Source organism: Microbacterium sp. SORGH_AS_0428 (assembly GCF_031453615.1).
GTDB lineage: Bacteria > Actinomycetota > Actinomycetes > Actinomycetales > Microbacteriaceae > Microbacterium.
This window is the reverse complement of sequence record NZ_JAVIZT010000001.1, coordinates 3,077,675-3,100,251: the sequence shown is the minus strand read 5'-3', so window position 1 is coordinate 3,100,251 and position 22,577 is coordinate 3,077,675. Positions and strand designations below refer to the sequence as shown.

The window sequence follows — 22,577 nt, the reverse complement described above, 5'->3', positions numbered from 1 at the left end:
CCTCTTCCACGCGATCGAGGACCCCGCCGTCATCGCGGCGGCGACGAAGGCGGTCACCGGCAACGACATCGTGCTGGGCACCGTGGCGACCGGGCAGGGCGAGGTGCGCTACGTGGCGCTGCCGGTGCAGATCGGCGGCGAGACGGGCATCTACCTGCGCGGCGTCGACATGGAGGCCGAGATGGCGCCGTTCCAGGCGTCGATCATGACCTACGTCATCGCCGCGGTGGTCGTCAGGTGGCCGCGCTCGGTTTCGCGAGCTGGTTCTTCACCGGCCGGCTTCTCTCCCCGCTCCGGCAGCTGCGCGAAGCGGCGGATGCGGTCACGCTCGACGATCTGGGCACGCGCGTGCCCGAGGAGGGCGACCACGAGATCGCCGACCTCTCCCGCACCATGAACTCCATGCTCGACCGCCTCGAGGCCTCCGTCAGCAGCCAACGCCAGTTGCTCGACGACATCCGGCACGAGCTGAAGACACCCATCACGATCGTGCGCGGCCACCTCGAGATGATGAACGTCGACGATCGCGAGGATGTCATCGGCATCCGCGACATGGGGATCTCCGAGCTCGACCGGATGACGCGTCTCGTCGACGACATCGATCTGCTCTCCTCGGCGCAGGGCGATCAGTTCGAGATGCGCCCCGTCGATCTGGGAACGCTGACCGAGCGCGTCGGCGAGCTCGTCTCAGCTATCTCCGGCCACCCCTTCTCCCTTGCCCGGAGCGCGCGCGGCGTGGTCGTCGCGGATGCCGACCGGCTCACCCAGGCCTGGCTGCAGCTCGCCGACAACGCCGCGAAATACACGCCGGCCGGAAGCCCCATCGAGGTCGGCAGCGACGTCGTGGACGGCGAGGCACGGCTGTGGGTCCGCGATCACGGTGCGGGCATTCCGCCCGCGGCCAGGCGCCGTATCTTCCAGCGGTTCGCCCGCGTCGACGCGAACCGCTCCGTCGAGGGATCGGGCCTGGGTCTTGCCATCGTCGAGGCGATCGCGCAGGCCCACGGCGGCTCCGTCGACGTGACCGACACTCCCGGCGGCGGCGCCACCTTCACGGTGCGCGTGCCGACCAGCGGCCATCCGTCCACTCTGGTCCCGACGCCCGTGCGCGCCGGCGACGTCGTTCTGCAGCGAGAGGCAACCACATGACCTTGATCCTGATCGCGGAGGATGAACCCCGCATCTCCGCCTTCGTGAAGCGGGGACTGGAGTCCGCGGGATTCGCCACCGAGGTGGTCGAGGACGGTGACGACGCTCTCGAGCGTGCGCTCTCGGGCGAGATCGACCTCCTACTGCTGGATGTGGGGCTGCCCGGCATGGACGGGTTCGAAGTGCTCCGCCACCTGCGCGGCCAGGGCTCGCACCTGCCGGTCATCATGCTGACCGCCCGCAGCAGCACGCGTGACACGGTCGACGGTCTCAACGCCGGCGCGAACGACTACGTGCCGAAGCCGTTCAAGTTCGACGAGCTCCTCGCACGCGTGCGCTCGCGCCTGCGTGAGAACGTCGCGACCGGCAGCATCGCGATCGTCCACGGCGATGTCATCCTCGACGTGCTCTCGCGGCGCGCGAGCGTCGAGGGCCGCGAGATCGATCTGTCGGCGCGGGAGTTCGCCCTGGCCGAGCAGTTCCTGCGTCACCCCGGTCAGGTGCTCAGCCGCGAGCAGCTGCTGAGCCGCGTCTGGGGGCTCGACTTCGACCCGGGCTCCAATGTCGTCGACGTGTACGTGCGCTACCTGCGCGCCAAGTTCGGCCACGAGCGCATCGTCACCGTGCGCGGCGCCGGCTACCGCTGGGAGTGAACGCCCCGCATCCGCACCGGCCCGACGGCCGGTGATCTCGCGCGCCCGGGCATGGAGAAGGCCCCCGGCGCTGGGGGACGCCGGGGGCCACAGAGAGACCACGGGACCCGAACCCGTGATGCCCGCCACCTCACCGGGGGGAATCGGTGGCGGATTGCTTCTCCAGTTTTTCTTCGCCGTCAGAGTCTGGGGGAACTCATTCCAGCGGTGAATGACAATGTCGCGTCATCCGTGTTGTCCATCATCCGCTGCTGCCGTGAGAGCACAAGGAGGATTGGGTGAGAAAGCTCTCATACGCCCTCACGAGAGCTCCCCGGCCTCCAGCAGATCGGTCACGAGGGCCGCGATCGCGGAGCGTTCCGAGCGCGTCAGGGTGACGTGCCCGAACAGCCCGTGCCCCTTGAGCGTCTCGATGACCGAGGCGATGCCGTCGTGGCGTCCCACCCGCAGGTTGTCGCGCTGAGCGACGTCGTGGGTGAGAACGACGCGGGAGTTCTGACCGATGCGGCTCAGCACCGTCAGCAGCACGTTGCGCTCGAGCGACTGCGCCTCATCCACGATCACGAAGGCGTCGTGCAGCGAGCGACCCCGGATGTGGGTCAGCGGCAGCACCTCGAGGATGCCGCGGGCGACGACCTCTTCCAGCACGTTCGAACTCACGACCGAGCCGAGCGTGTCGAAGACCGCCTGGCCCCAGGGGTTCATCTTCTCCTGCGCGTCACCGGGCAGGTAGCCGAGCTCCTGGCCGCCGACGGCGAACAGCGGGCGGAACACGATGATCTTGCGCTGCTGCTGACGCTCCAGCACCGCTTCGAGCGCCGCGCAGAGGGCGAGCGCCGACTTGCCTGTGCCGGCGCGTCCGCCGAGCGAGACGATGCCCACATCCGGGTCCGACAGCAGGTCGATCGCGATGCGCTGCTCCGCGGAGCGACCGTGCAGCCCGAACACGTCGCGATCGCCTCGGACGAGCCGGAACTCGCCGTCTCCGGTCACCCGCCCGAGGGCGGAACCGCGCTCGGAGTGCACGATGAGGCCTGTGTTGACGGGAAGACCGCGTACGTCGTCGCTTGAGGCGACGTCGCTCTCATAGAGGTCGCTCATCTCGTCGCCCGAGACGCTGATGTCGGCGATCCCGGTCCAGCCCGAGTCCGCGGCCTGCTCGGCGAGGTACTCCTCCGCAAGGATGCCGAGGGAGGCGGCTTTGACGCGCATCGGGAGGTCCTTGGAGACGACCGTGACGTCGTGGCCCTCCTGCTGCAGGTGCATGGCGACGGCGAGGATGCGGGTGTCGTTGTCGCCCAGGCGCATCCCGCTCGGCAGCACCGACGGGTCGGTGTTGGTCAGTTCGACGCGGAGCGATCCGCCGGCGCCGACGGGGACGGGGAAGTCGAGGCGACCGTGCTCGACGCGAAGCTCGTCGAGGTGCCGCAGCGCCTGGCGCGCGAAGTAGCCCAGCTCCGGATCATGTCTCTTGGCCTCCAGTTCGGTGATGACGACGACGGGGATCACGACCGAGTGCTCCGCGAAGCGGAAGTACGCTCGGGGATCGCTCAGAAGCACCGAGGTGTCCAAAACATAAGAGCGCAGGTCAGTTTCCTGATCTGCGCTCTGCTGGACGGTCGCCCGCTGCTGCTGGTGTGGTGCTCGTGTGGTCACAACCCACTCCCCTTCCGGGCCCATGGCCCGGGGTCTCTCGAGTCGACCGGTGGGTAGCGAGTCGCTTCCTGGGGCCGACCCGAACGGGCGCCGTGCCCGTTGTGATGACCGTACGACCTCAGCGGGATCCGTGGGGCCGAAATCTGCGCGTGTCGCGTTAAGAGTTCGTGAACGAGCTCGCGACGCTCACTTGCCGAAGCGGCGGTCGCGGCGCGCGTAGTCGCGGATGGCGCGCAGCAGATCGACCTCGCGAAGGTCGGGCCCGAGCGCCTCCACGAAGTAGAACTCGCTGTGGGCGGACTGCCAGAGCAGGAAGTCGCTGAGGCGCTGCTCTCCCGAGGTGCGGATGACGAGGTCCGGGTCGGGCTGACCGCCCGTGTAGAGGTGCTCGCCGATCTGCTCGGGTGTGAGGCTCTCGGCGAGCTCCTCGAGCGAGCCGCCGGTGTGGTCGTACTGCGTGATGATGCTGCGCACCGCATCCACGATCTCGCCGCGGCCGCCGTAGCCGACGGCGAGGTTGACGTGCATGCCGGTGTTGCCCGCCGTGCGCGCCTGCACATCTGCCAGCACGCGAGCGAGCTCCTGCGGCAGAGGGGCGGCCCGGCCCACGTGCTGCACGCGCCAGTCGCGCTCGTGCGAGAGCTCGTCGGCGAGTTCGGCGATGATCTCGATGAGATCGGCCAGTTCCTTCGAGTCCCGCTTGGTGAGGTTGTCGATCGACAGCAGGTAGAGCGAGACGACCTTGACGCCGAGCTCGTCGCACCAGCGGAGGAACTCGCGCATCTTCGCGGCACCCGCGCGGTGACCGTGCGCCGCGGAGTCGTAGCCCAGCTGCCGCGCCCAGCGCCGGTTGCCGTCGATCATCATCGCGACGTGGCGGGGAACGGATGCGGGCGGGATCTGCCGGCGCAGACGGTTGCTGTAGAGACGGTAGAGGGGCCCCCGCCCCTCACTCTCCCGACCGCTGGTCACTCCCCTACGCTACCGCCAGCACGGCAGGAGACACGCGCATTCAGCCAACGCTATGGCTACGTGCGGTCACGGGCATATCAACCCGATTAGCCTTGTCCCCATGAGCTCCGGCGTTCCCGACGTGCCCTCGCTGCCGCTGATCGACGCCGCCGAGAAGGACGCCAACACGGAGATCCGGCCGACGTGGCGCGGCTGGATCCACGCGGGCACCTTCCCGGTCGCGATCGCCGCCGGCATCGTCCTGATCGTGCTTGCGCACGGCCCCGCGGCCAAGTGGTCGGCGGCCGTGTTCATGACCACCTCCCTGCTGCTGTTCGGCAACTCGGCGCTCTATCACCGCTTCGACTGGAAGCCGCGCACGAAGGTGGTCCTGAAGCGGATCGACCACGCCAACATCCTGCTGCTGATCGCCGGCACCTACACGCCGCTCGCGGTGCTGGCGCTTCCACCCGAGAAGTCCGTGCTGCTGCTGAGCCTCGTGTGGGGCGGCGCGATCCTCGGCATCCTCTTCCGGGTGTTCTGGATCCACGCACCGCGGTGGCTGTACGTGGCGCTGTACATCCTGCTCGGCTGGGCGGCGGTCATGTACATCGTCGACCTGCTGAATGCGAACGTCGCGATGATGGTGCTCGTCATCGTGGGCGGCCTGCTCTACACCGGCGGCGCCGTCGTCTACGCGCTCAAGCGTCCCAACCCGTGGCCCGGAAAGTTCGGGTTCCACGAGATCTTCCACGTGTGCACCGTGCTGGCGTTCCTCTGCCACTGGGCGGCGTGCCTGCTCATCTGCCTCGCCCCCGCCTACAACGGCTGAGCGTCAGCGCTGCGCCGGGTCGATGTCCTCGTCGTCGGTCTCGGAGTCGCGCTCGGCGGCATCCCCCTGCTTCGCGGCCAGCTCCTCGGCATCCAGCTGCTCGCGGATCTCCGAGCGGTAGCGGCCACGGCGGATGCGGCGCAGCATGTCCCAGACCAGCACGATCACCGCGAGCCCCACGAGGGCGATGGCCGCGAAGCCCCAGGGTCCGGGCGTCACGAGCAGCGGGTCGACATCGGTCGGCGTCGGGGTCGGGGTCACCTCGGCGAGCCACACGGCCAGGTGCATGGATGTCTCCGTTCCGCGCGCGAGCGCTTAGCCTGGACACAAGCCTAATTCCCGATCCGAGGGTCCATGACGACGCAACAGCTGCTCGACGAGCGTTACGGCCGCACCCGCGGTACCCGTTCCGGCCGCTTCTGGGCCGTGTTCGCATCGATCGGCATCGCCGCCGCCGTGATCGTCGCCGGCTGGTATGCGTTCTCGGCGAGCTCGTCGTCGGTGGATGCGGTCACGACGGGCTACCAGCTGGTCGACGAGCACACCACGAGCGTCTCGTTCCAGGTCACCGTGCCGCCGAACTCGGCGGTCGCCTGCGTGCTCGAGGCGCAGGACGAGGAGCACGGCGTCGTGGGCTGGCGGGTCGTCGAATACCCGCCGTCCTCCGAGCACACGCGGGCCTTCGTCGAGCAGATTCCGATCACCGCGGAGGCGACCACGGGATTGGTCAACGGATGCTGGGTGCCGTAGGCTAACGGCAACTGATCGACGACGCCCTGGCAACCGCCGGGGCGTCTTGGCTTAGTTGCGGTGCCTTGCGCCGCGACTCACGACGAAGGAGAGACCGTGTCTTCCGACGCAACGGTGAGCTTCCTCACTCAGGACGCCTACGACCGGCTGGTCGCCGAGCTCGAGCACCTGTCCACGACCGGCCGCGAGGAGATCGCGAAGCGGATCGAGGCGGCTCGTGAAGAGGGCGATCTCAAGGAGAATGGCGGTTACCACGCCGCGAAGGACGAGCAGGGCAAGCAGGAGGCGCGCATCCGCACGCTGCAGGCGATGCTGAAGAACGCCAAGGTGGGCGAGGCTCCTGAGTCGACCGGTGTGGTCGAGTCCGGCACCGTGGTGACCGCGATCGTCGCCGGTGGCGAAGAGGTGTTCCTGCTGGGCAACCGCGAGATCGCGGCGGGCAGCGAGCTCGACGTCTACAGCGAGGCGTCGCCGCTGGGCGCCGCCATCCTGGGCCTGCGCGAGGGTGAGAAGACCTCGTACACCGCCCCCAACGGCCGCGAGATCGCGGTCGAGGTCGTGAAGGTCGAGACCTACACGGGCCAGTGAGCGCGGACGCGCCGGTCAGTCGGCGACGACGACCGGCGCGAACCCCGCTGCCTCCAGCGCTGCGATCACTTCGGCGCGGTGCTCGACGCCCCGCGTCTCGACGCTGACCTGCAGGATCACCTGGCTGATCTGCAGCCCCTGTCCGTGGCGGGTGTGGAGCACCTCGGTGACATTCGCACCGACGCGCGCGATGACCTCGGACACCTGCACGAGCTGGCCGGGGCGATCGGGCAGCGGGATGCGCATCGTCATGTAGCGGCCCGCGGCGCTCAGCCCGTTGGAGATCACGCGCTGCAGCAGGAGCGGGTCGATGTTGCCGCCCGAGAGCACTGCGACGGTCGGACCGGACGCCGAGATCTTGCCGGTCATGAGGGCGGCGACGCCCACGGCTCCCGCGGGCTCCACGACGAGCTTCGCGCGCTCCAGCAGCATGAGGATCGCGCGGGCGATGTCGTCTTCGCTGACCGTGACGACCTCGTCGACCAGCTGACGGATGATCTCGAAGGGCACGTCGCCGGGGCGGGCGACCGCGATGCCGTCGGCGATCGTGGGCGTCGTGGCGACCTCCAGAGGCTCGCCCGCGGCGAGGGATGCCGGGTACGCGGCCGAGTTGGCCGCCTGCACGCCGATGATCCGCACGGTGCGCCCGTCGACCTCGGCGCGGGCCTTGATGGCCGCAGCGGCGCCGGCGGTGAGGCCGCCTCCCCCGATGCCGAGCACGACGGTGTCGACGGTCGGGAGGTCGTCGTAGATCTCGAGACCGAGGGTTCCCTGGCCCACCACCACGTCGCGGTGGTCGAACGGGTGGATGAGCACAGCGCCGGTGCGCTCGGCGAACTCGGCCGCCAGGCGCAGCGGTGTCTCGACCGTGTCGCCCTCGAGGATGACCTCGGCGCCGTAGCCGCGGGTGGCCAGCAGCTTCGGCACGGGGACGCCCAGCGGCATGAAGATCGTCGCGGGGATGCCGAGGCGCTGCGCCGCGAGCGCGACGCCCTGGGCGTGGTTGCCGGCGGATGCGGCGACGACACCGCGGGCGCGCTCCTCCCCGGTGAGGCGGGAGAGCCGGTAGATCGCGCCGCGGATCTTGAACGAGCCGGTGCGCTGGAGGTTCTCCATCTTGAGGATCACCGGGGCGCCCACGATCTCGCTGAGCACCTGCGACTCGTCCATGGGCGTGCGGGTGATCAGGCCGGTGAGGGTGCGGGCCGCATCCTCGAAGTCGGCCAGTGTGGGAAGACTCACCGGGTCATTCTCCTTCGTTCGCGGGGCACTGTGCTCCAGATGAGTTCGTCCGGTTCGGGTGGCCTACCGGTCTCCCACGCGCGGCGGGAGAGGTAGAGGACGAAGACGTTGACGAAGGCGGCCAGCGGCACGGCGAACAGGGCGCCCGGGATGCCGGCGATCATGGCGCCGCCGGCGACCACGAGCACGACAGCGAGCGGGTGCACTTTGACGGCGGTACCCATGAGGATGGGCTGCAGGATGTGGCCTTCGATCTGCTGCACGCCGAGCACGACCACCAGCATCCACAGCGCGATCCACGGCCCGTTGTAGACCAGGGCCAGGAACACCGCGAGGGCACCGGTGACGACGGCTCCGACGAAGGGGATGAACGCGCCGAGGAAGACGAGCACGCCGACCGGGATCGCCAGGGGGACTCCCAGCAGGAAGGCGCCGAGGCCGATGCCGATCGCGTCGATCGTGGCGACGAGCAGCTGGGTCCGGGCGTAGGTGACGACGGTCAGCCAGCCCGACTTGCCGGCGCCGTCGACAGCGGGGCGGGCGGCTTTCGGGAAAAGCCGGATGACCCACTTCCAGATGCCGCCGCCGTCGGCGAGCACGCACAGCAGGATGAAGATCGTCAGCAGGAGGCCCGTGGCGACGTGGCCGACGGTCGAACCGATGGCGAGCGCGCCCGACCACAGGAGCGACGCCTGCTGTTCGAGCATGCCGAGTCCCTGGCGCAGCATCCCGTCGATCTGGTCGGCGGTGAGGTGCAGCGGACCGTCGATGAGGTAGGTGCGGAGGTCTTCGATCGCACCGACGGTGCGGTCGCGCACCGATCCCCATTCGCGGGTGATCTGCCAGATCGCCAGCCAGAACAGGCCACCGACGATGGCGGCGGTGCCGAGCACCGAGGCGACGATCGCGAGCCAGCGCGGCCAGCGGTGACGCAGCATCCACGTGAACGCCGGCCACACGAGGGCGGCGATGAGGATGGCGATCAGCAGCGGGATGACCAGCAGCTTCAGCTGGATGATGATCCAGATCGCCACGCCCAGGGCAGCCGCGATCAGCAGGAAACGCCACGAGTACGCGGCGGCGATGCGGACGCCGCGCGGCACGCTGTGCGTGGTGTCGGAGCTGACGGTGCGCTGACGCAGGGCGTCGAAGAACGATCCGCGAGGCTTCTCGTCGGGCTCGGTCATCACGCCAGTCTAGTTGTCGGAGGCTGACGCTACGCTGACGCGGTGCGTGCCAGATTGAGCCGGTCCGAAGCCCGTCGTATCGCCCTGCGCGCGCAGGGTCTGGGGGCGCCGCGCCCGGCCGAGGTGACGGGTGTGCATCTGCGGCGCGAAATCCGCCGGATGTCGGTGCTGCAGATCGACTCGGTCAACGTGTTCGCGCGGTCGCACTACATGCCGCTGTTCTCGCGGCTCGGGCCGTACGACCCGGCGAAGCTCGACCGACTGCTGTTCCAGCGTCGCGCGCCGTTCGTGGAGTACTGGGCGCACCAGGCATCCTTCATCGACGCGGCGGACTGGCCTCTGTTCGCATTCCGGATGCAGCACTATCGCGCACGGCACGAGGCCAAGGGCTGGCGCGGCATCGACGCCGCGACGCTCGAGTGGGTGCGCGGCGAGCTGGCTGCGCGGGGGCCGCTGCGGCCGGCCCAGATCGAAGACGACGCGTCGCGTGCGCCGCGGGGGCCGTGGTGGGACTGGAGCGTCGTGAAGAGCGCGCTCGAGCTGCTGTGGTTCACCGGCGAGGTGGCGATCGCCGGGCGCCGCGGGTTCGAGCGGGTGTACGGGCTGGCCGAGCAGGTGCTGCCCGCATCCGTCGCCGGGGTCGAGACGCCGAAACACGACGCGGTGCGCGAGCTGGTGCGCCGTGCGGCGCGCGCGTACGGCGTGGCGACGGCGCGCGATCTCGACGACTACTGGCGGCTGGGCGATCAGCGCGCGACGCTGCGGGCGATCGACGAGCTGGTGGATGCGGGTGAGCTGCAGCCGGTGCAGGTCGAGGGGTGGACGCGGGCGGGGCGTCCGGCGCCGGCGTGGGTGCATCGCGATGCGACGCTCCCCCGCACGATTGATGCGGCGGCGCTGCTCACGCCGTTCGATCCGGTGGTGTGGTTCCGCGATCGCGCGGAGCGGCTGTTCGACTTCTCGTACCGGATCGAGATCTACACGCCCGCGCCGCAGCGGCGGTTCGGCTACTATTCGCTGCCGGTGGTGATCGGCGACCGGGTGGCGGCGCGGATCGATCTGAAGGCGGATCGTGCCGCATCCGTGCTGCGGGTGCAGTCTGCGTGGTGGGAGCCCTCGCGCCTGCCGGGCGATGTGGAGCGGGTCGCCGATCTGCTGCGGGATGCGGCGGCGTGGCAGCAGCTGGAGACGATCAGCGTCTCGCGCTGGGGCGATGCGACGGACGAGATCGCGTGGGTGCTGGGCGCCGAGCGTCACGACTCACGGCCCGAGCCCGTCGCCTTGGAGGGCGACGAGCCGGGCTGAGTCTCAGAACTGGATGCGGGGCGGCTCGGCGATCGCGGCGCCGTCGACGACCTCGAAGAACTCGCGCTCGTGGAAGCCGAGGTTGCGGGCGAAGAGGTTGTTCGGGAACACCTTGATCTTGGTGTTCAGCTCGCGCACTCCGCCGTTGTAGAACCGGCGCGAGGCCTGGATCTTGTCTTCGGTGTCGACGATCGACTGCTGCAGGTGCAGGAAGTTCTGGCTGGCCTGGAGCTGCGGGTAGGCCTCGGCGACGGCGAACAGCGACTTGAGCGCCTGCTGCAGGTGGCCTTCGGCGATGCCCGCTTCGGCGGGGCCCTGCGCGTTGATGGTCTCGGCTCGCGCCTGGGTGACGTTCTCGAAGACCGCCTTCTCGTGGGCGGCGTATCCCTTGACGGTCTCGATGAGGCCCGGGAGCAGGTCGGCGCGGCGCTTGAGTTGCACCGTGATGTCGCTCCATGCCTCGTCGACGCGGACGTTGAGTTGAACGAGCGAGTTGTACGTCGCCCACAGATAGATTCCGACGACCAGGACGATCAGTACGACGACCGCGACAGGGATCAGCCATTCCCACATATGACGAGCGCTCCGTTCTCTCCGGGCAATCCTACTGCCGCAGCCCGCGCTGATGACGGGCGGGCCTCGGACTCTCAGCCCATGCCCACCCCCGGCATCAGCTCGGCTGGGTGACGGGCTTTCGGGAGGCGTCGACCTCGAGCAGAGCGACGACCCCGACCATCACGGCCGCGGCGGCGATGAACTCGCCGACCGGCAGGAGTCCGGATGCGGCGACGAGGGCGATGCCGACGAGGATCGCCCACCAGATGGTCCGCCGCACGGTGCCGCGCAGCAGCACGGCCCAGGTGGCGAGGAGGAAGAGCGCGAGCGGCAGGGTGAGCGCGAGGCCCGCCGCGGCGCCGGTGATCTCGGTGGCGCCGGTGACGTGGTCGATCTCGACCTCGACGCCGGAGGAGACGGCGCCGACGGCGGCGAAGAGGAAGTAGTGCAGGTAGCCGAAGACGAAGCCGTCGGAGGTGCTGCGCAGGCGGGCGGCCTGTTCGCGGGCGAAGTAGATCCACCAGATGGATGCGGTGATGACAACGCCGGCTGCGGCGAGACCGATGAGTTGGGCGGTGTGCTCCCCCGTGCTGAGCGCGTCGATCATCGCGTTGGCGCTCGCGAGCAGGCTCTCACCCAGCAGGATGAGGGTGAACAGGCCGTAGCGTTCGGCGATGTGGTGCGGGTGCCACTGGGTGCGACGCCGATGCTCCGCCCATACCGGCACGGCGAGCTCGAGGACCACGAGCACCCAGAATCCGACGAGTTGGGGCGCGCCCTCGGGCAGGGCGAGGCGGGCGACCCAGAGCACCTGCACGCCGGCGACCCCGACGGCGAAGCGGAGCGCAGTGGGGCGGGATGCCGCATCCGAGATCGCGGCGCGCAGCCACTGCGCGACCATCGAGAGGCGCATGATGACGTAGCCGATGGTGACGATGAGGAAGTCGTCGTGCACCATCGCCTGCTGCACGCCCGCGGCGAGCACGAGCACGCCGCCCATCTGCGCGATGGTCATGACGCGGTACAGCCAGTCGTCGGTGTCGAACGCGGAGGCGAACCAGGTGAAGTTCATCCACGCCCACCACACCGCGAAGAACACCATCGCGTAGGAGAGGAGCCCGTGGGCGGCCTCCCCCTCGCTGATGAGGTGATGCAGCGTGCTGGATGCCTGCGAGACCGCGACCACGAAGACGAGGTCGAACAGCAACTCGAGCGGACTCGCCACCCGGTGCGGCGAACGCGGATCGAGCGCCCGCATCCGGCGCAGTCCCGCCCGGGTGGTTGCGATCATGAGTCGATTGTGGCTGATGTGTGATGAGAATGCTGCTCACGCAGCTCATACCGGAGGCCATCGTCAGTTTCCGCATTGGCGCTGCTCAGCGGGAGTTGCACAAGACAACGCATCGTTCGGAAGTTGCCCCACAACAGCCGGGCGCCGTTGCTCACCCCGCTCCCTCGACCGACGAGACATGCTGGCACAATTGGCCTTCGTCATGTTCCTGACGATATGCTCACGGAAGTCAGGGGGGACATATGCAGGGAACGATGACCGACTCGAACCTAGTGCACACGACCACTCGCGAGTCGATCCACTGGTCGCACATCGATCGAATGGACGTCGAAGAGAGAGCTGCGGCTATCCTTAGCGCGACGCCTCGCCCGTTCGTCAGGTGGGCCGGATCGAAACAGCGCCTGCTCTCTCAGCTCACTCCTCATTTCCCAACCAGGTACAGAACGTACTTCGAGCCGTTTTTTGGTGCGGGCTCACTCTTCTTTCTTTTGAGGCCGAACCATGCAGTAATCAATGACTCCTGCGTTCCACTCATCGAAATGTACAAGACGGTGCGCGATTATTCGAGCGAGGTTTATGCCGCTCTCGCTCCGATGGATGTTCTCGACAAGGAACTTTACTACGAAGTGCGCCGCACGAGTCCGACCGGGGCAGTGCAACGCGCGGCGAGGTTTTTGTACCTCAATAGGGCGGCCTGGAATGGACTCTACCGAGTAAACGCCAAGGGCGAGTTCAACGTACCCTATGGAAAGCCGCGGTCTGGAAACCACCTTGATCCAAATAACCTGCGAGCCGCATCACAATTGCTGGCGGGATCAAACGTACTGATGCAACACGGTGATTTCGAGCAAGCGCTGGGGAGCGCTGGAGAGGGAGACTTTGTCTTCCTCGACCCCCCTTACGCGTCGAGCAAACGCCGCGAATCATTTGTCGACTACAACGAAAAGCTCTTCACATGGGATGACCAGGTGCGTCTGGCTGCGCGAGCGGAGGAACTGCGCCGCGCCGGGGCACATGTGGTGGTGACAAATGCATTCAACACCGATATACGGGATCTTTATCCCAACTTTCGCGAGCATCCACTCGTTCGACGAAGTCTACTCTCCTCGGACAAGACTCGCCGGCGCCCCGTAGCAGAGAGTGCCCTAGTGTCATGACACAGCCACCGGATCTCCTCGCGTCCAGCTACCAGGCTGAAGTCGACCCAATTCTGATTCGCGCCAATCCTGACAACCCGCGCCGCTACTTTAACGAAGAACGGCTCGATCTACTCCGGACTTCCATCCAGGAAGTTGGGATTCTCGTTCCTCTGATCGTCTACCAGGACCCGGAGACTCCTGGCGGCTTCGTCCTGATGGACGGAGAGCGTCGCTGGCGATGCTCCATGGATATTGGGCTCACAAAGGTGCCCACGAATGTCATCCCTACCCCGGATCCACTGGACAACTTGTTGCGGATGTTCAACATTCACAACGTGCGCGAAGACTGGCCGTTGATCAGCGTCGCGCTCTCGCTTCGTGAGGTGATGAAGATCTCCGGCGAGACAGGCGAGAAGAGACTCGCCGAAATGACTGGCGTGACGAGATCGTCAGTGCGCCGAGCAAGACGTCTATTGTCTCTTCCCGAGAACGAGATCGACCTGATCCGCAGGGAAGCCCATCTCGACCGGTCACTCCAGGTACATCGCGAGGATCTCTATCTGGAGATTGAAGCCGCTGAATCAGTGTTGCGAGCGGCTGTCCCCTCCTTCGCCGCTAAGCACACACGAGCGGAAGTCATACGCGCGTTCGCAGCGAAGGCGGAAGCGCGCACTCTTCGGGCCGTCACAGATTTCCGATTGCTCGCCCGACTGTCCAAAGCGATCGAGTCTGACTCAATCGACTCCGACATGATCGAGTACGCGCTTGATGAACTCGTCTCAGACGTATCGGTCACCCCGCAGGAAGTCTTCGACAACTTCGCTGCCGAAGGATACCGCCAGCAGACTCTCATAAAGAAGGCCGAGGTTCTGGCGGACGATCTGTCGAACGTTGGCGATTCCGGGCCCGTTTCACCCGCACTATTCGACAAGCTGAGAGTTCTGCATTCTGTCCTGACTGACTTGCTGGGGAGCCGGTCATGAACACAGCCTATGAAGATCCGACGAAGACGGACATGCGGGTCGCGGCAGAAATTGCGATCGACCAGGCTGGATTCACACTCGTCCCCGAGCCCGTGCGAGTCGCCGTTCCTGCAGGTCTGAAGATGGTTGGCTCGATACTGGGCGATCTCCAGAGTCTAGATGCAAATGGCCGCCGAACCTTCTATTACCTGCGTTCGACCCCCGACCTGGCGATTCCGAAATGGATCGCCAACCTGGCCCGAGCGTCCCACGCTATCGCGGCAGGCGATCTGTACATCGTGGTCACCGAGGCATCGGGGACCTTCATCGATTCCTGCCGGGATGCTGGAGCCGGCGTGCTTCGACTCACTGAGGACGGCGTTTTCGAGGTCGTTCTTGACTACCGCGCGACGGCGCCGAGATCGATGGAAGAGGCTCGGGAGGCGCGCGTGACCGCCCTCCGTCGCAACATGGAGCGGCGTGTTGAGTTACGTCGTGTTGACCTAGACGCGCGATACTCGCAGGCCGCGACCATCATCGCCGGGATGGATGAAGGCGCAGGCGATCGCTATGTCTCTCAGTTTGATGCCTGGTATAGGGCGAATGATGATTGGGGCGCTGAAATGTCCCGAAGAATAGATGCATTGGGCCCACGGTCGTCTGCAGCGGACATCGCGGACGTTGAGGCCCTCGTTGAGGCAGGGCCCGAATCCACGGAAACGTCGTGAGAAGGATCGCCGCAGCAGTGGCCTCCATGCACCGATACCTGCTTGTCGCGTGTTCGATTGCAATAGGTGTCGTTGGCTCTCGTGTCGCGACTGATCCTGCTGAGGTCGAGTCCTGGGTGTTGCTCGTCGCCTTCGGGGCAGGGCTTTACGTGGCGGACGTTGCTCGTCGAGTAGACGAGAACGGCCGAATCATCGCCACCACGACCAAGACAGTCGTGGCGCGAGCCAGGAGAGACGCCGCAACAACCGGCGATGTTCGTTCAATCATTGCCGGTTCCATCGTGGCGGTCGCAGGCATCGCCATGGGTGCTGCTCTTGTCGTCGTTTGAGCCGTCGAAATGCTCCACTCCGAACGCTAACGGTGCTGGGTGCTCGCTAGCCTGGCGCACCTAAGAGATTGCACGGAGTGAGTGTCCGTTTCCACCTTAGGTGTCGCAGCCAAAGTCGATCGTCAGCGTGATACTTGCTGCGAGTTCGGAGAGACGTGTCCCAGTGCCCCCACTGGGACTCGAACCCAGACTGAAGCGATTTTAAGTCGCCTGCCTCTGCCGTTGGGCTATGGGGGCCCGCCTCCACGCTAGCGCGCCGCCGGGCACTGGCCATGCATGACGCTGCCCCCGTCACCGAAGCGACGGGGGCAGCGTCCAAGCAGAGAGGGTCAGCCCTTCGCGGCGACCTTCTTGTCCTTCTCGGCGGGAGCCACGGCGGCAGCACCCTCATCCTTCGCGACGCTCTTCGGATCGATCGCGGGGGTGGCGGGCTTCTCGGCCGGAGCCTCGGCAGCGGCCGGACGCGGACGCGCGGCGAAGGCCTCGAACGTCTCGCGCGGGTTCTGCACCGTGATGAGCGTGACGTTGTCGCGACCCAGGAAGAAGTTGTGCAGCCAGTCGCCGATCACGCGCCACTTGCGCTCCCACGACGGCATCGCCAGACCGTGGTAACCGCGGTGCGCGAGCCAGGCGAAGAAGCCCTTCATCGCGAACTTGCCCGACTGGAACACACCGTTGTACAGACCCAGGCCCGCGACGGCGCCGAGGTTCTTGTGCACGTACTCGCGCGGCAACTCGCCACGGATCACGGCGGTGATGTTCTTGGCCATGAGCTTGGCCTGACGCACGGCGTGCTGCGCGTTCGGCACGCAGTAGCCGCCCACGCCGCCACCCGACAGGTCGGGAACAGCCGCGACGTCACCGGCAGCCCACGCGCCCTCGACGATCTCCTCCGGCGTACCCACGCGGAGGTCGGCGCGCGCACGGATGCGGCCGCGCTCTTCGACGGGCAGGTCTCCCCCGCGCACGACGGTCGGGTTGGCCATGACACCGGCGGTCCACACGATCAGGTCGGTGGGGATGACCTCACCGGTCGAGAGCTCGACGTTGCCGTCGACGGCGCCCTTGACCTGCGTGTCGAGGTGCACGAACGCACCGCGCTCGGCGAGGCTCTTCAGCACCCACTCGCTCGTCTTCTGCGACACCTCGGGCATGATGCGCCCCATCGCCTCGATGAGGTGGAAGTGCGTGTCGTCGAACGTCAGCGTCGGGTAGTCCTTCACGAGCGACGACGCCAGGGCGCGCAGCTCGGCGAACACCTCGATACCCGCGAAACCGCCACCGACGACGACCACGCTCAGCAGGCGGTCGCGCTCGGGGCCGGCCGGCAGGTTCGACGCCAGCTCGAAGTTCTTGATCAGGCGGTCGCGGATCGCGACGGCCTCCTCGATCGTCTTCAGACCGATCGCGTTCTCGGCGATGCCCGGGATCGGGAACGTGCGCGAGACGGCACCGGCGGTCACGACGATCTGGTCGTACTCCTCCTGCCACGGCTCACCCAGCTCGGGCGTGATCGTGGCGACCTTGTTCGCGTGGTCGATGCCGGTCACCTTCGCGGCCACGACACGCGTGCGCTTCAGGTGACGACGGTGACCCACCACCGCGTGCCGCGGCTCGATCTCGCCCGCGGCGACCTCGGGCAGGAACGGCTGGTACGTCATGTAGGGAAGCGGGTCGACCATGGTGACCTCGGCTTCGCCCTTGCGCAGATGCTTCTCAAGCTTCCAGGCGGTGTAGAAGCCGGCGTAGCCGCCGCCGACAATGAGGATCCTGGGCACGGTGCTGGTCACGGTGGAACGAACTCCTAGACGATTCAACGGCTGCGCGCGCGTTCGACACGCGCCAATCGGATGCGACGGACAGCAGCACTGACGCCGAGCGCTATCAGTATAGCGGCCACCGAGAACACCAATAACGGTATCGATCCGTACAAAAGCGTATCCATGCTGGGCAGCAGCGGAGACGCCGGACGCGAACCCGCCTCGGCGGGCGGCAGCGGCGGCACCGACACCTCCCCCACCGTCGGCAACGGCGCCGGAGACTCCTCCGCCCGGCGGTGCACGCGGATCCACTCCGACAGGTCGCCCATCGGGTTCGCCGACACCTGCGGAACGGATGCGGACACCGCCGCAGCCGCATCCACCAGGCCATACCCGTACTGGTCGTCCGGCAGCGAGCCCACCCCGGCGGGCGCCTTCGCCGTCGCGATCAGCCGCTCGATCACGTTCGCCGCATCCAGCTCCGGATGCGCCGCCCGAACCAGCGCGGCGATGCCCGCCACGATCGGCGCCGCACCGCTCGTGCCCTTCCACACGACCACCTGGCCGTCGGCCGAGACACCGAGCAGTTGCTCGCTGGGAGCCGAGACGCCCAGCGTGATGCCCTGCGTCGACGCCTCCACACTCGCCTTGCCCTGCGGGTCCACGCCCGCGACCGGCAGCACGCCGGGAATGGTCGCCGGCGCACCCACGCGCGCCGTGCCCGAACCGCGGTTGCCCGCCGCCACGATCACGACCACGTCGTGCTCGAAGGCGTACTGGAACGCGTCGTCCCAGCTCGGATCCCAGTCGAGGGTGTTCGTCGTGAACGACAGGTTGATGACCTTCGCGCCGTTGTCGACCGACCACCGCATCGCGTTGGCGATCTGCTCGGAGAACGGCACCGGAGAGCTCGTGCCGAACCCGACCGACACCGACAGCAGCGACGCCTCCGGCGCGACCCCGATCATGCCCGTCTCGTTCGGCAGCCCGCGGGATGCGGCCAGCGACGCCACCCAGCTGCCGTGGTTCGCGTCGACCGCGCCCACCGGTGTGCGACCGTCGGCCGTGCCGAGACCCGATACATCCGTTCCGCCGACGACCGCGCCGTCGAACTCGGGCGCCTTGCCGATGCCCGTGTCGATGATCGCGATCTTCACGCCCTTGCCGCGCGTGGTGTCCCACGCCTTGCGGATGCCGTACGCGTCGAGCCAGTACTCCTGCGCGCGCATCGGGTCGACGCCCGGGCTCTCCTGCGGCACCGGCGCCGGCGTCGTCTGCGCATAGGCTGCGGGCGCGACACCCGCCGTCAGCGCGACGAGAACCAGCGCGGCAGCGACCCGCAGGGCGAGCGCTCTCACCCCGGGGTGCCCTCGGCGAGCGCCGCGCCGGGGTCGGCGCACACGCAGCGAGTCGGCGACCAGGTGCTGCGCTCCAGCGCGGCATCGCCGATCGGGTTGACGCCGGGGCCGGCCGCCAGGGCGTGGCCGGCGAGGGCGTGCAGGCACTTCACCCGGGTGGGCATGCCCCCGGCCGAGATACCGGCGATCTCGGGCACCTCGCCGAAGCTCTCGCGGTCGGCCAGGTACGCCTCGTGCGCCGCCTGATACGCGGCGGCGGTGTCTTCGTCCTCCAGCATCGCGGCGAACTCGGGCATGACGTGCTCGGCCTCGAGCGTCGACATCGCCGCGGTGGCGGCGGGATGCGTGAGGTAGTAGAAGGTGGGAAACGGCGTGCCGTCGGCCAGTCGCGGCGCGGTGGCGACCACGGTCGGATTGCCGCACACACAGCGCGCGGCGATCCCGACGACATCGCGCGCCGGGCGCCCCAGCTGGGAGCGGAGCACCGCGAGCTCGGCGTCGGTGACCGGGGGGAAAGGCGCGGAACTCACCCTCCCAGGTTACCGTGACCCGTCTGGGAGGCCGGGTTCAGGGTGCGGGAGTGGCGGGCGTCCCGCCGTCCGCGGGAGCGGAGGGGTCGGCGACCGCGGTCTTGGCGGCGCCGGCGGTGACGACGGAGCCCACGAGCTGGGCCATCCAGTCGGTGCGCGTCTGCTGCACCTCGTCGCTGACCGCATCCTGCTCGCGCGGCTGCTGCGCCGCCGTCAGGTCGTTGTCGACGATGTAGGCGATCTCGCCCGGGTTCATGTAGTACAGCCGCTCACGCGCCTGCGTCGTGATGTACGCCGGGTCGTCCCAGCGCTCGCTCTGCGCCTGCAGGTCGGCAATCTGCGACTCGGTGAGCTGCACCGAGTTCTTGAGCGCGGCGATCCGCTGCTGCTGGTCGAGGTAGGTACCCACGGTCGGCACCAGCACGAGCACGCCCAGCACGACCAGGCCCAACATGATGATCATGAAACCGGAGAGCCGGATGCCGCCCAGCCAGTCGCGCACGTCGACGCGGCGCCGGGCCGCATCCGAAGAAGCCCGGGAACGAGAAGGAGGAGCCGTTCGTGCTGCCACGGCTCCTCCTCTCGTTCAGTGACGTTCGGTCGTCACTCAGCCCTTGAAGCGCGGGAACGCGGCACGGCCGGCGAACACGGCCGCCTCGCCCAGTTCCTCTTCGATGCGCAGAAGCTGATTGTACTTCGCGACGCGCTCGCTGCGAGCGGGCGCACCGGTCTTGATCTGACCCGCGTTGGTGGCGACGGCGAGGTCGGCGATCGTGGTGTCCTCGGTCTCACCCGAGCGGTGCGACCACATCGAGCGGTAGCCGTTGCTGGTGGCCAGAGCCACCGCATCCAGCGTCTCGGTGAGCGAGCCGATCTGGTTGAACTTCACCAGCAGCGCGTTGGCGACACCGAGGTCGATGCCCTGCTGCAGGCGCTTCGGGTTGGTGACGAACAGGTCGTCGCCGACGAGCTGCACCTTGGTGCCGATGGCGTCGGTGAGGGCCTTCCAGTTGTCCCAGTCGTCCTCGGCGAGGGCGTCTTCGATCGTGACGATCGGGTAGTTGGCGACCAGGTCGGCGAAGTAGTCGACGAGCTGCGCGGGGCTCCACGGCTTACCCTCGACGGTGTACACGCCGTCCTTGTAGAACTCGGTCGCGGCGACGTCGAGGCCCACAGCGATGTCGGAGCCGGGCGTGAAGCCCGCCTTCTCGATGGCCTTGAGCAGGAAGTCGAGACCCTCGCGGTTGCTGGGGAGGTCGGGGGCGAACCCGCCCTCGTCGCCCAGGCCCGTGTTGTAGCCGGCGGCCTTCAGCTCGCCCTTGAGGACGTGGTAGACCTCGGTGCCCCAGCGCAGCGACTCGGCGTACGTCTCGGCACCGATGGGCGCGAGGAAGAACTCCTGGAAGTCGATGCCGTTGTCGGCGTGCTCGCCACCGTTGATGACGTTGAACAGCGGAACGGGCAGCAGGTGCGCGTTCGGGCCGCCGAGGTAGCGGAACAGCGGAAGGTCGGCCGAGTCGGCGGCGGCCTTGGCGACGGCCAGGCTCACGCCGAGGATCGCGTTCGCGCCGGTGCGCGACTTGTTCTCGGTGCCGTCGGTCTCGATGAGGATCTGGTCGATGACGCGCTGCTCGCTCGCCTCGACGCCCTCGATCGCCGGGCCGAGCTCGTCGATGACGGCGTTGACGGCCTTCAGCACGCCCTTGCCGCCGTAACGGCTCTTGTCGCCGTCGCGCAGCTCGTACGCCTCGAACGCGCCGGTGGATGCGCCGGAGGGCACTGCCGCACGCTGCACGACACCGTCATCGAGGAGCACCTCCACTTCGACGGTCGGGTTACCGCGCGAGTCGAGGATTTCGCGCGCGCCTACAGCCTCGATAAGTGCCACAGGGGACTCCTTGAGTTTGGGGGTGTGATCTCGGAGCGACATCGGTCCGCTTCCGAGTCTAGTGACGCTCGGCGCGAGACCCACCGGAAGAAAGCCCCGGATGCGTGATGATCGCCACTGCGAAGCCGTCCCAGCCCTTCGCATCGAGCGTCTGCACGGCCGTCGCGTCGAACCGGTCGTCGTCCGCGAGCATCGCTAGCGAACGTCGCACGCCCTCGACCTGGCTCTCGTGGTTCTCGGGATCGACGATGCGACCGGCGCGCACGACGTTGTCGACCACGACGACGGTCCCCTCGCGACCGAGACGCGCGGCCCAGTCGAGGTAGATCGTGTTGGACTCCTTGTCGGCGTCGATGAAGACGAGATCGAAGGGTCCCTCCAGCTGCGGCAGCACCTCCGCCGCCCTCCCCTGCCGGATCTCGACGCGCTCGCCCACGCCCGCGTGGTCGATGCTCCGCCGTGCCACCGCGGCGTTGCGCGGTTCGGCCTCGATCGTCGTCACCTGCCCCTGCTCCCCCACCGCGCGCGCGAGCCAGATCGTGGAGTAGCCGCCGAGGGTGCCGATCTCGAGCACCCGGCGCGCGCCGATCATCCGCGCCAGCAGGTGCAGCAGCTTGCCGGTCAGCGGCACGACCTCGATGGCGGGCAGGCCCGCCGCATCCTGCGCAGCGCGGGCTTGCTCCAGGGCCCGATCGTTCTCGACCAGCGCGTCGGTCAGATACGCGTCGACGGCGCGCCAGCCGTCCGGCGTCGGTGCCGGGTTCGTGTCGCTCATGCCGCCAGCCAATCGGGGCGCGCGCGACCAGGTCAACCCCTGCCGGCGAGCTCGTCCCGCATGTCAGGAGCCTGGTGTCCGGAGGGCAGCCGCACGCCTTCGCCCAGCGCAGCGAGAACCGACGGCAGCAGCGCATCGGCGGTACGGCGGTAGCCGACCGCGCTCGGGTGGAAGCGGTCGAGGCTGAACATCTCGTCGGGGTTCGAGATGAAGAACGGCCCCACGACGTGCCGCAACGAGACGGCCCATGCTCCCGCGGCGGTCGCCGCGCGCGCCTGCGCATGGGCGAGCTGCCGCGACAGGCGCGAGCCGAGCGAGCGCAGCGGCTGCGGCACCGGACGCAGTGCGCCGAGGTCCGGGCAGGTGCCGACGACGACCTCGGTGCCCTCGTGTCGCAGGCGCTCGATCGCCTCCTCCAGCGACGCCACCGCGCGGGAGACCGGGATGCGGTGCGTCACGTCGTTGCCGCCGACCACGATCACCGCGACGTCCGCGCGATAGTCGGCGGGCAGGGCGTCGAGCTGGGCCGCGAGCGCGGCGGACTCGGAGCCCACCACGGCCGCGGTGCGCAGGCGCACGGGGCGCTGCGTCCGCCGGGCGAGCGCGCGGGCGAGGCGGGCGCCCAGCGTGTCCTTGCGCCGCTCGGCCCCGAGCCCCGCGGCGATCGAGTCCCCCAGCACGAGGAGCTCGATGGGCGTGCCGTCGTAGCCGGGACGCCACACGCGGTCGGCCGACGGCGCCTGTTCGCCGAGCGGCTTGCCGATCTGCCGCCGGGCGTGCGCGGCCTGGCGGCGCAGCACCTCGCGGGCGGCGGCGAGCGCGAACGCGATCACTCCGGCGGTCGCGGCGACCGTGCGCGCGGGGAATCGGATGCGGGCCACGCACCCATCCGAACCCCTCGCGGTGAACGGGTCGTGACGGCTGGGTGACCGATCGGCTCCCCGGCGGT

General features: G+C 68.2%; 24 protein-coding genes and 1 tRNA gene. 10 read left to right on the top strand and 15 right to left on the bottom strand.

Annotated elements, in window-relative coordinates; translation table 11 throughout:
• Nucleotides 1–237 precede the first annotated feature (237 nt).
• Both QE374_RS15060 and QE374_RS15055 read left to right on the top strand, forming a co-directional pair.
• Nucleotides 238–1,149 (top strand): HAMP domain-containing sensor histidine kinase, encoded by a 912-nt coding sequence (locus tag QE374_RS15060; protein WP_309736187.1) that lies wholly within the window; start codon nt 238–240, stop codon nt 1,147–1,149.
• On the top strand, nt 1,146–1,802 hold the full coding sequence (locus tag QE374_RS15055; RefSeq protein WP_137417490.1) for a response regulator transcription factor: 657 nt from the start codon (nt 1,146–1,148) through the stop codon (nt 1,800–1,802). The genes QE374_RS15060 and QE374_RS15055 overlap by 4 nt, the downstream gene beginning before the upstream one ends.
• A gap of 300 nt (nt 1,803–2,102) precedes the next feature.
• Here QE374_RS15055 and QE374_RS15050 read toward each other — a convergent pair whose 3' ends face one another.
• Entirely contained in the window at nt 2,103–3,458 is a 1,356-nt protein-coding gene (locus QE374_RS15050; protein ID WP_309736184.1) for a PhoH family protein, read from the bottom strand.
• Between the two features lie 186 nt (nt 3,459–3,644).
• Entirely contained in the window at nt 3,645–4,430 is a 786-nt protein-coding gene (locus QE374_RS15045) for an isoprenyl transferase (RefSeq protein WP_309736182.1), read from the bottom strand.
• A 100-nt stretch (nt 4,431–4,530) separates the two neighbouring features.
• Between QE374_RS15045 and QE374_RS15040 the strand changes: the two genes are divergently transcribed.
• Entirely contained in the window at nt 4,531–5,241 is a 711-nt protein-coding gene (locus QE374_RS15040; RefSeq protein ID WP_309736179.1) for a hemolysin III family protein, read from the top strand.
• Nucleotides 5,242–5,244: 3 nt separating this feature from the next.
• Here the strand turns inward: QE374_RS15040 and QE374_RS15035 are convergent, their stop codons facing one another.
• On the bottom strand, nt 5,245–5,529 hold the full coding sequence (locus tag QE374_RS15035) for a hypothetical protein (RefSeq protein WP_309736177.1): 285 nt from the start codon (nt 5,527–5,529) through the stop codon (nt 5,245–5,247).
• A gap of 66 nt (nt 5,530–5,595) precedes the next feature.
• Between QE374_RS15035 and QE374_RS15030 the strand changes: the two genes are divergently transcribed.
• Nucleotides 5,596–5,991, top strand: coding sequence for a DUF4307 domain-containing protein (locus QE374_RS15030; protein WP_309736176.1), 396 nt, complete (start codon nt 5,596–5,598; stop codon nt 5,989–5,991).
• Between the two features lie 96 nt (nt 5,992–6,087).
• Nucleotides 6,088–6,579, top strand: coding sequence for a transcription elongation factor GreA (gene greA, locus QE374_RS15025; protein ID WP_137417496.1), 492 nt, complete (start codon nt 6,088–6,090; stop codon nt 6,577–6,579).
• 15 nt (nt 6,580–6,594) lie between these two features.
• On the opposite strand, the gene ilvA is transcribed toward greA, so the two are convergent.
• A complete protein-coding gene (gene ilvA, locus QE374_RS15020) occupies nt 6,595–7,821 on the bottom strand; it encodes a threonine ammonia-lyase (protein WP_309736172.1) in 1,227 nt (408 codons plus the stop codon).
• Complete coding sequence (locus tag QE374_RS15015) at nt 7,818–9,008, bottom strand: AI-2E family transporter (protein ID WP_309736170.1); 1,191 nt, start codon at nt 9,006–9,008, stop codon at nt 7,818–7,820. The genes ilvA and QE374_RS15015 overlap by 4 nt, the downstream gene beginning before the upstream one ends.
• A gap of 42 nt (nt 9,009–9,050) precedes the next feature.
• Between QE374_RS15015 and QE374_RS15010 the strand changes: the two genes are divergently transcribed.
• Nucleotides 9,051–10,313 carry a DNA glycosylase AlkZ-like family protein gene (locus QE374_RS15010; RefSeq protein ID WP_309736168.1) on the top strand — a complete coding sequence of 421 codons (1,263 nt, stop codon included), beginning with the start codon at nt 9,051–9,053 and terminating at the stop codon, nt 10,311–10,313.
• A 3-nt stretch (nt 10,314–10,316) separates the two neighbouring features.
• Here the strand turns inward: QE374_RS15010 and QE374_RS15005 are convergent, their stop codons facing one another.
• Together QE374_RS15005 and QE374_RS15000 are read right to left on the bottom strand one after the other, a co-directional pair.
• Complete coding sequence (locus tag QE374_RS15005; protein WP_309736166.1) at nt 10,317–10,886, bottom strand: LemA family protein; 570 nt, start codon at nt 10,884–10,886, stop codon at nt 10,317–10,319.
• 97 nt (nt 10,887–10,983) lie between these two features.
• Nucleotides 10,984–12,159: a low temperature requirement protein A gene (locus QE374_RS15000; RefSeq protein WP_309736164.1), complete on the bottom strand. Its 1,176-nt coding sequence runs from the start codon at nt 12,157–12,159 to the stop codon at nt 10,984–10,986.
• Between the two features lie 254 nt (nt 12,160–12,413).
• Here QE374_RS15000 and QE374_RS14995 point away from each other — a divergent pair, with 254 nt between their 5' ends.
• From QE374_RS14995 to QE374_RS14980, 4 genes are read left to right on the top strand one after another with little or no spacing between them, the layout of a single operon-like run.
• Nucleotides 12,414–13,316, top strand: coding sequence for a Dam family site-specific DNA-(adenine-N6)-methyltransferase (locus QE374_RS14995; protein ID WP_309736163.1), 903 nt, complete (start codon nt 12,414–12,416; stop codon nt 13,314–13,316).
• Nucleotides 13,313–14,281 carry a ParB/RepB/Spo0J family partition protein gene (locus QE374_RS14990; RefSeq protein WP_309736161.1) on the top strand — a complete coding sequence of 323 codons (969 nt, stop codon included), beginning with the start codon at nt 13,313–13,315 and terminating at the stop codon, nt 14,279–14,281. Before QE374_RS14995 ends, QE374_RS14990 begins: the two co-directional genes overlap by 4 nt.
• The gene (locus QE374_RS14985; protein ID WP_309736158.1) at nt 14,278–14,988 is read left to right on the top strand and encodes a hypothetical protein; all 711 of its coding nucleotides are present in this window, start codon (nt 14,278–14,280) and stop codon (nt 14,986–14,988) included. The genes QE374_RS14990 and QE374_RS14985 overlap by 4 nt, the downstream gene beginning before the upstream one ends.
• Nucleotides 14,985–15,317 (top strand): hypothetical protein, encoded by a 333-nt coding sequence (locus tag QE374_RS14980; RefSeq protein ID WP_309736156.1) that lies wholly within the window; start codon nt 14,985–14,987, stop codon nt 15,315–15,317. The genes QE374_RS14985 and QE374_RS14980 overlap by 4 nt, the downstream gene beginning before the upstream one ends.
• A 164-nt stretch (nt 15,318–15,481) precedes the next feature.
• On the opposite strand, the gene QE374_RS14975 is transcribed toward QE374_RS14980, so the two are convergent.
• The 8 genes from QE374_RS14975 to QE374_RS14940 all read right to left on the bottom strand — a co-directional run bounded on the left by QE374_RS14975 (nt 15,482) and on the right by QE374_RS14940 (nt 22,509).
• A tRNA-Leu gene (locus QE374_RS14975) sits at nt 15,482–15,554 on the bottom strand.
• A gap of 92 nt (nt 15,555–15,646) precedes the next feature.
• Nucleotides 15,647–17,095, bottom strand: a complete 1,449-nt coding sequence (locus QE374_RS14970; protein ID WP_309736728.1) for an FAD-dependent oxidoreductase — start codon at nt 17,093–17,095, stop codon at nt 15,647–15,649.
• Between the two features lie 35 nt (nt 17,096–17,130).
• A complete protein-coding gene (locus QE374_RS14965) occupies nt 17,131–18,435 on the bottom strand; it encodes a S8 family serine peptidase (RefSeq protein WP_309736154.1) in 1,305 nt (434 codons plus the stop codon).
• The gene (locus QE374_RS14960; RefSeq protein WP_309736153.1) at nt 18,432–18,965 is read right to left on the bottom strand and encodes a DUF501 domain-containing protein; all 534 of its coding nucleotides are present in this window, start codon (nt 18,963–18,965) and stop codon (nt 18,432–18,434) included. The genes QE374_RS14965 and QE374_RS14960 overlap by 4 nt, the downstream gene beginning before the upstream one ends.
• A gap of 37 nt (nt 18,966–19,002) precedes the next feature.
• The gene (locus tag QE374_RS14955; protein ID WP_309736151.1) at nt 19,003–19,536 is read right to left on the bottom strand and encodes a septum formation initiator family protein; all 534 of its coding nucleotides are present in this window, start codon (nt 19,534–19,536) and stop codon (nt 19,003–19,005) included.
• A gap of 36 nt (nt 19,537–19,572) precedes the next feature.
• A complete protein-coding gene (gene eno, locus QE374_RS14950) occupies nt 19,573–20,853 on the bottom strand; it encodes a phosphopyruvate hydratase (protein ID WP_137417506.1) in 1,281 nt (426 codons plus the stop codon).
• A gap of 58 nt (nt 20,854–20,911) precedes the next feature.
• The gene (locus QE374_RS14945; RefSeq protein WP_309736148.1) at nt 20,912–21,628 is read right to left on the bottom strand and encodes an O-methyltransferase; all 717 of its coding nucleotides are present in this window, start codon (nt 21,626–21,628) and stop codon (nt 20,912–20,914) included.
• 32 nt (nt 21,629–21,660) lie between these two features.
• Nucleotides 21,661–22,509 carry an SGNH/GDSL hydrolase family protein gene (locus QE374_RS14940; protein ID WP_309736146.1) on the bottom strand — a complete coding sequence of 283 codons (849 nt, stop codon included), beginning with the start codon at nt 22,507–22,509 and terminating at the stop codon, nt 21,661–21,663.
• Nucleotides 22,510–22,577 lie beyond the last annotated feature (68 nt).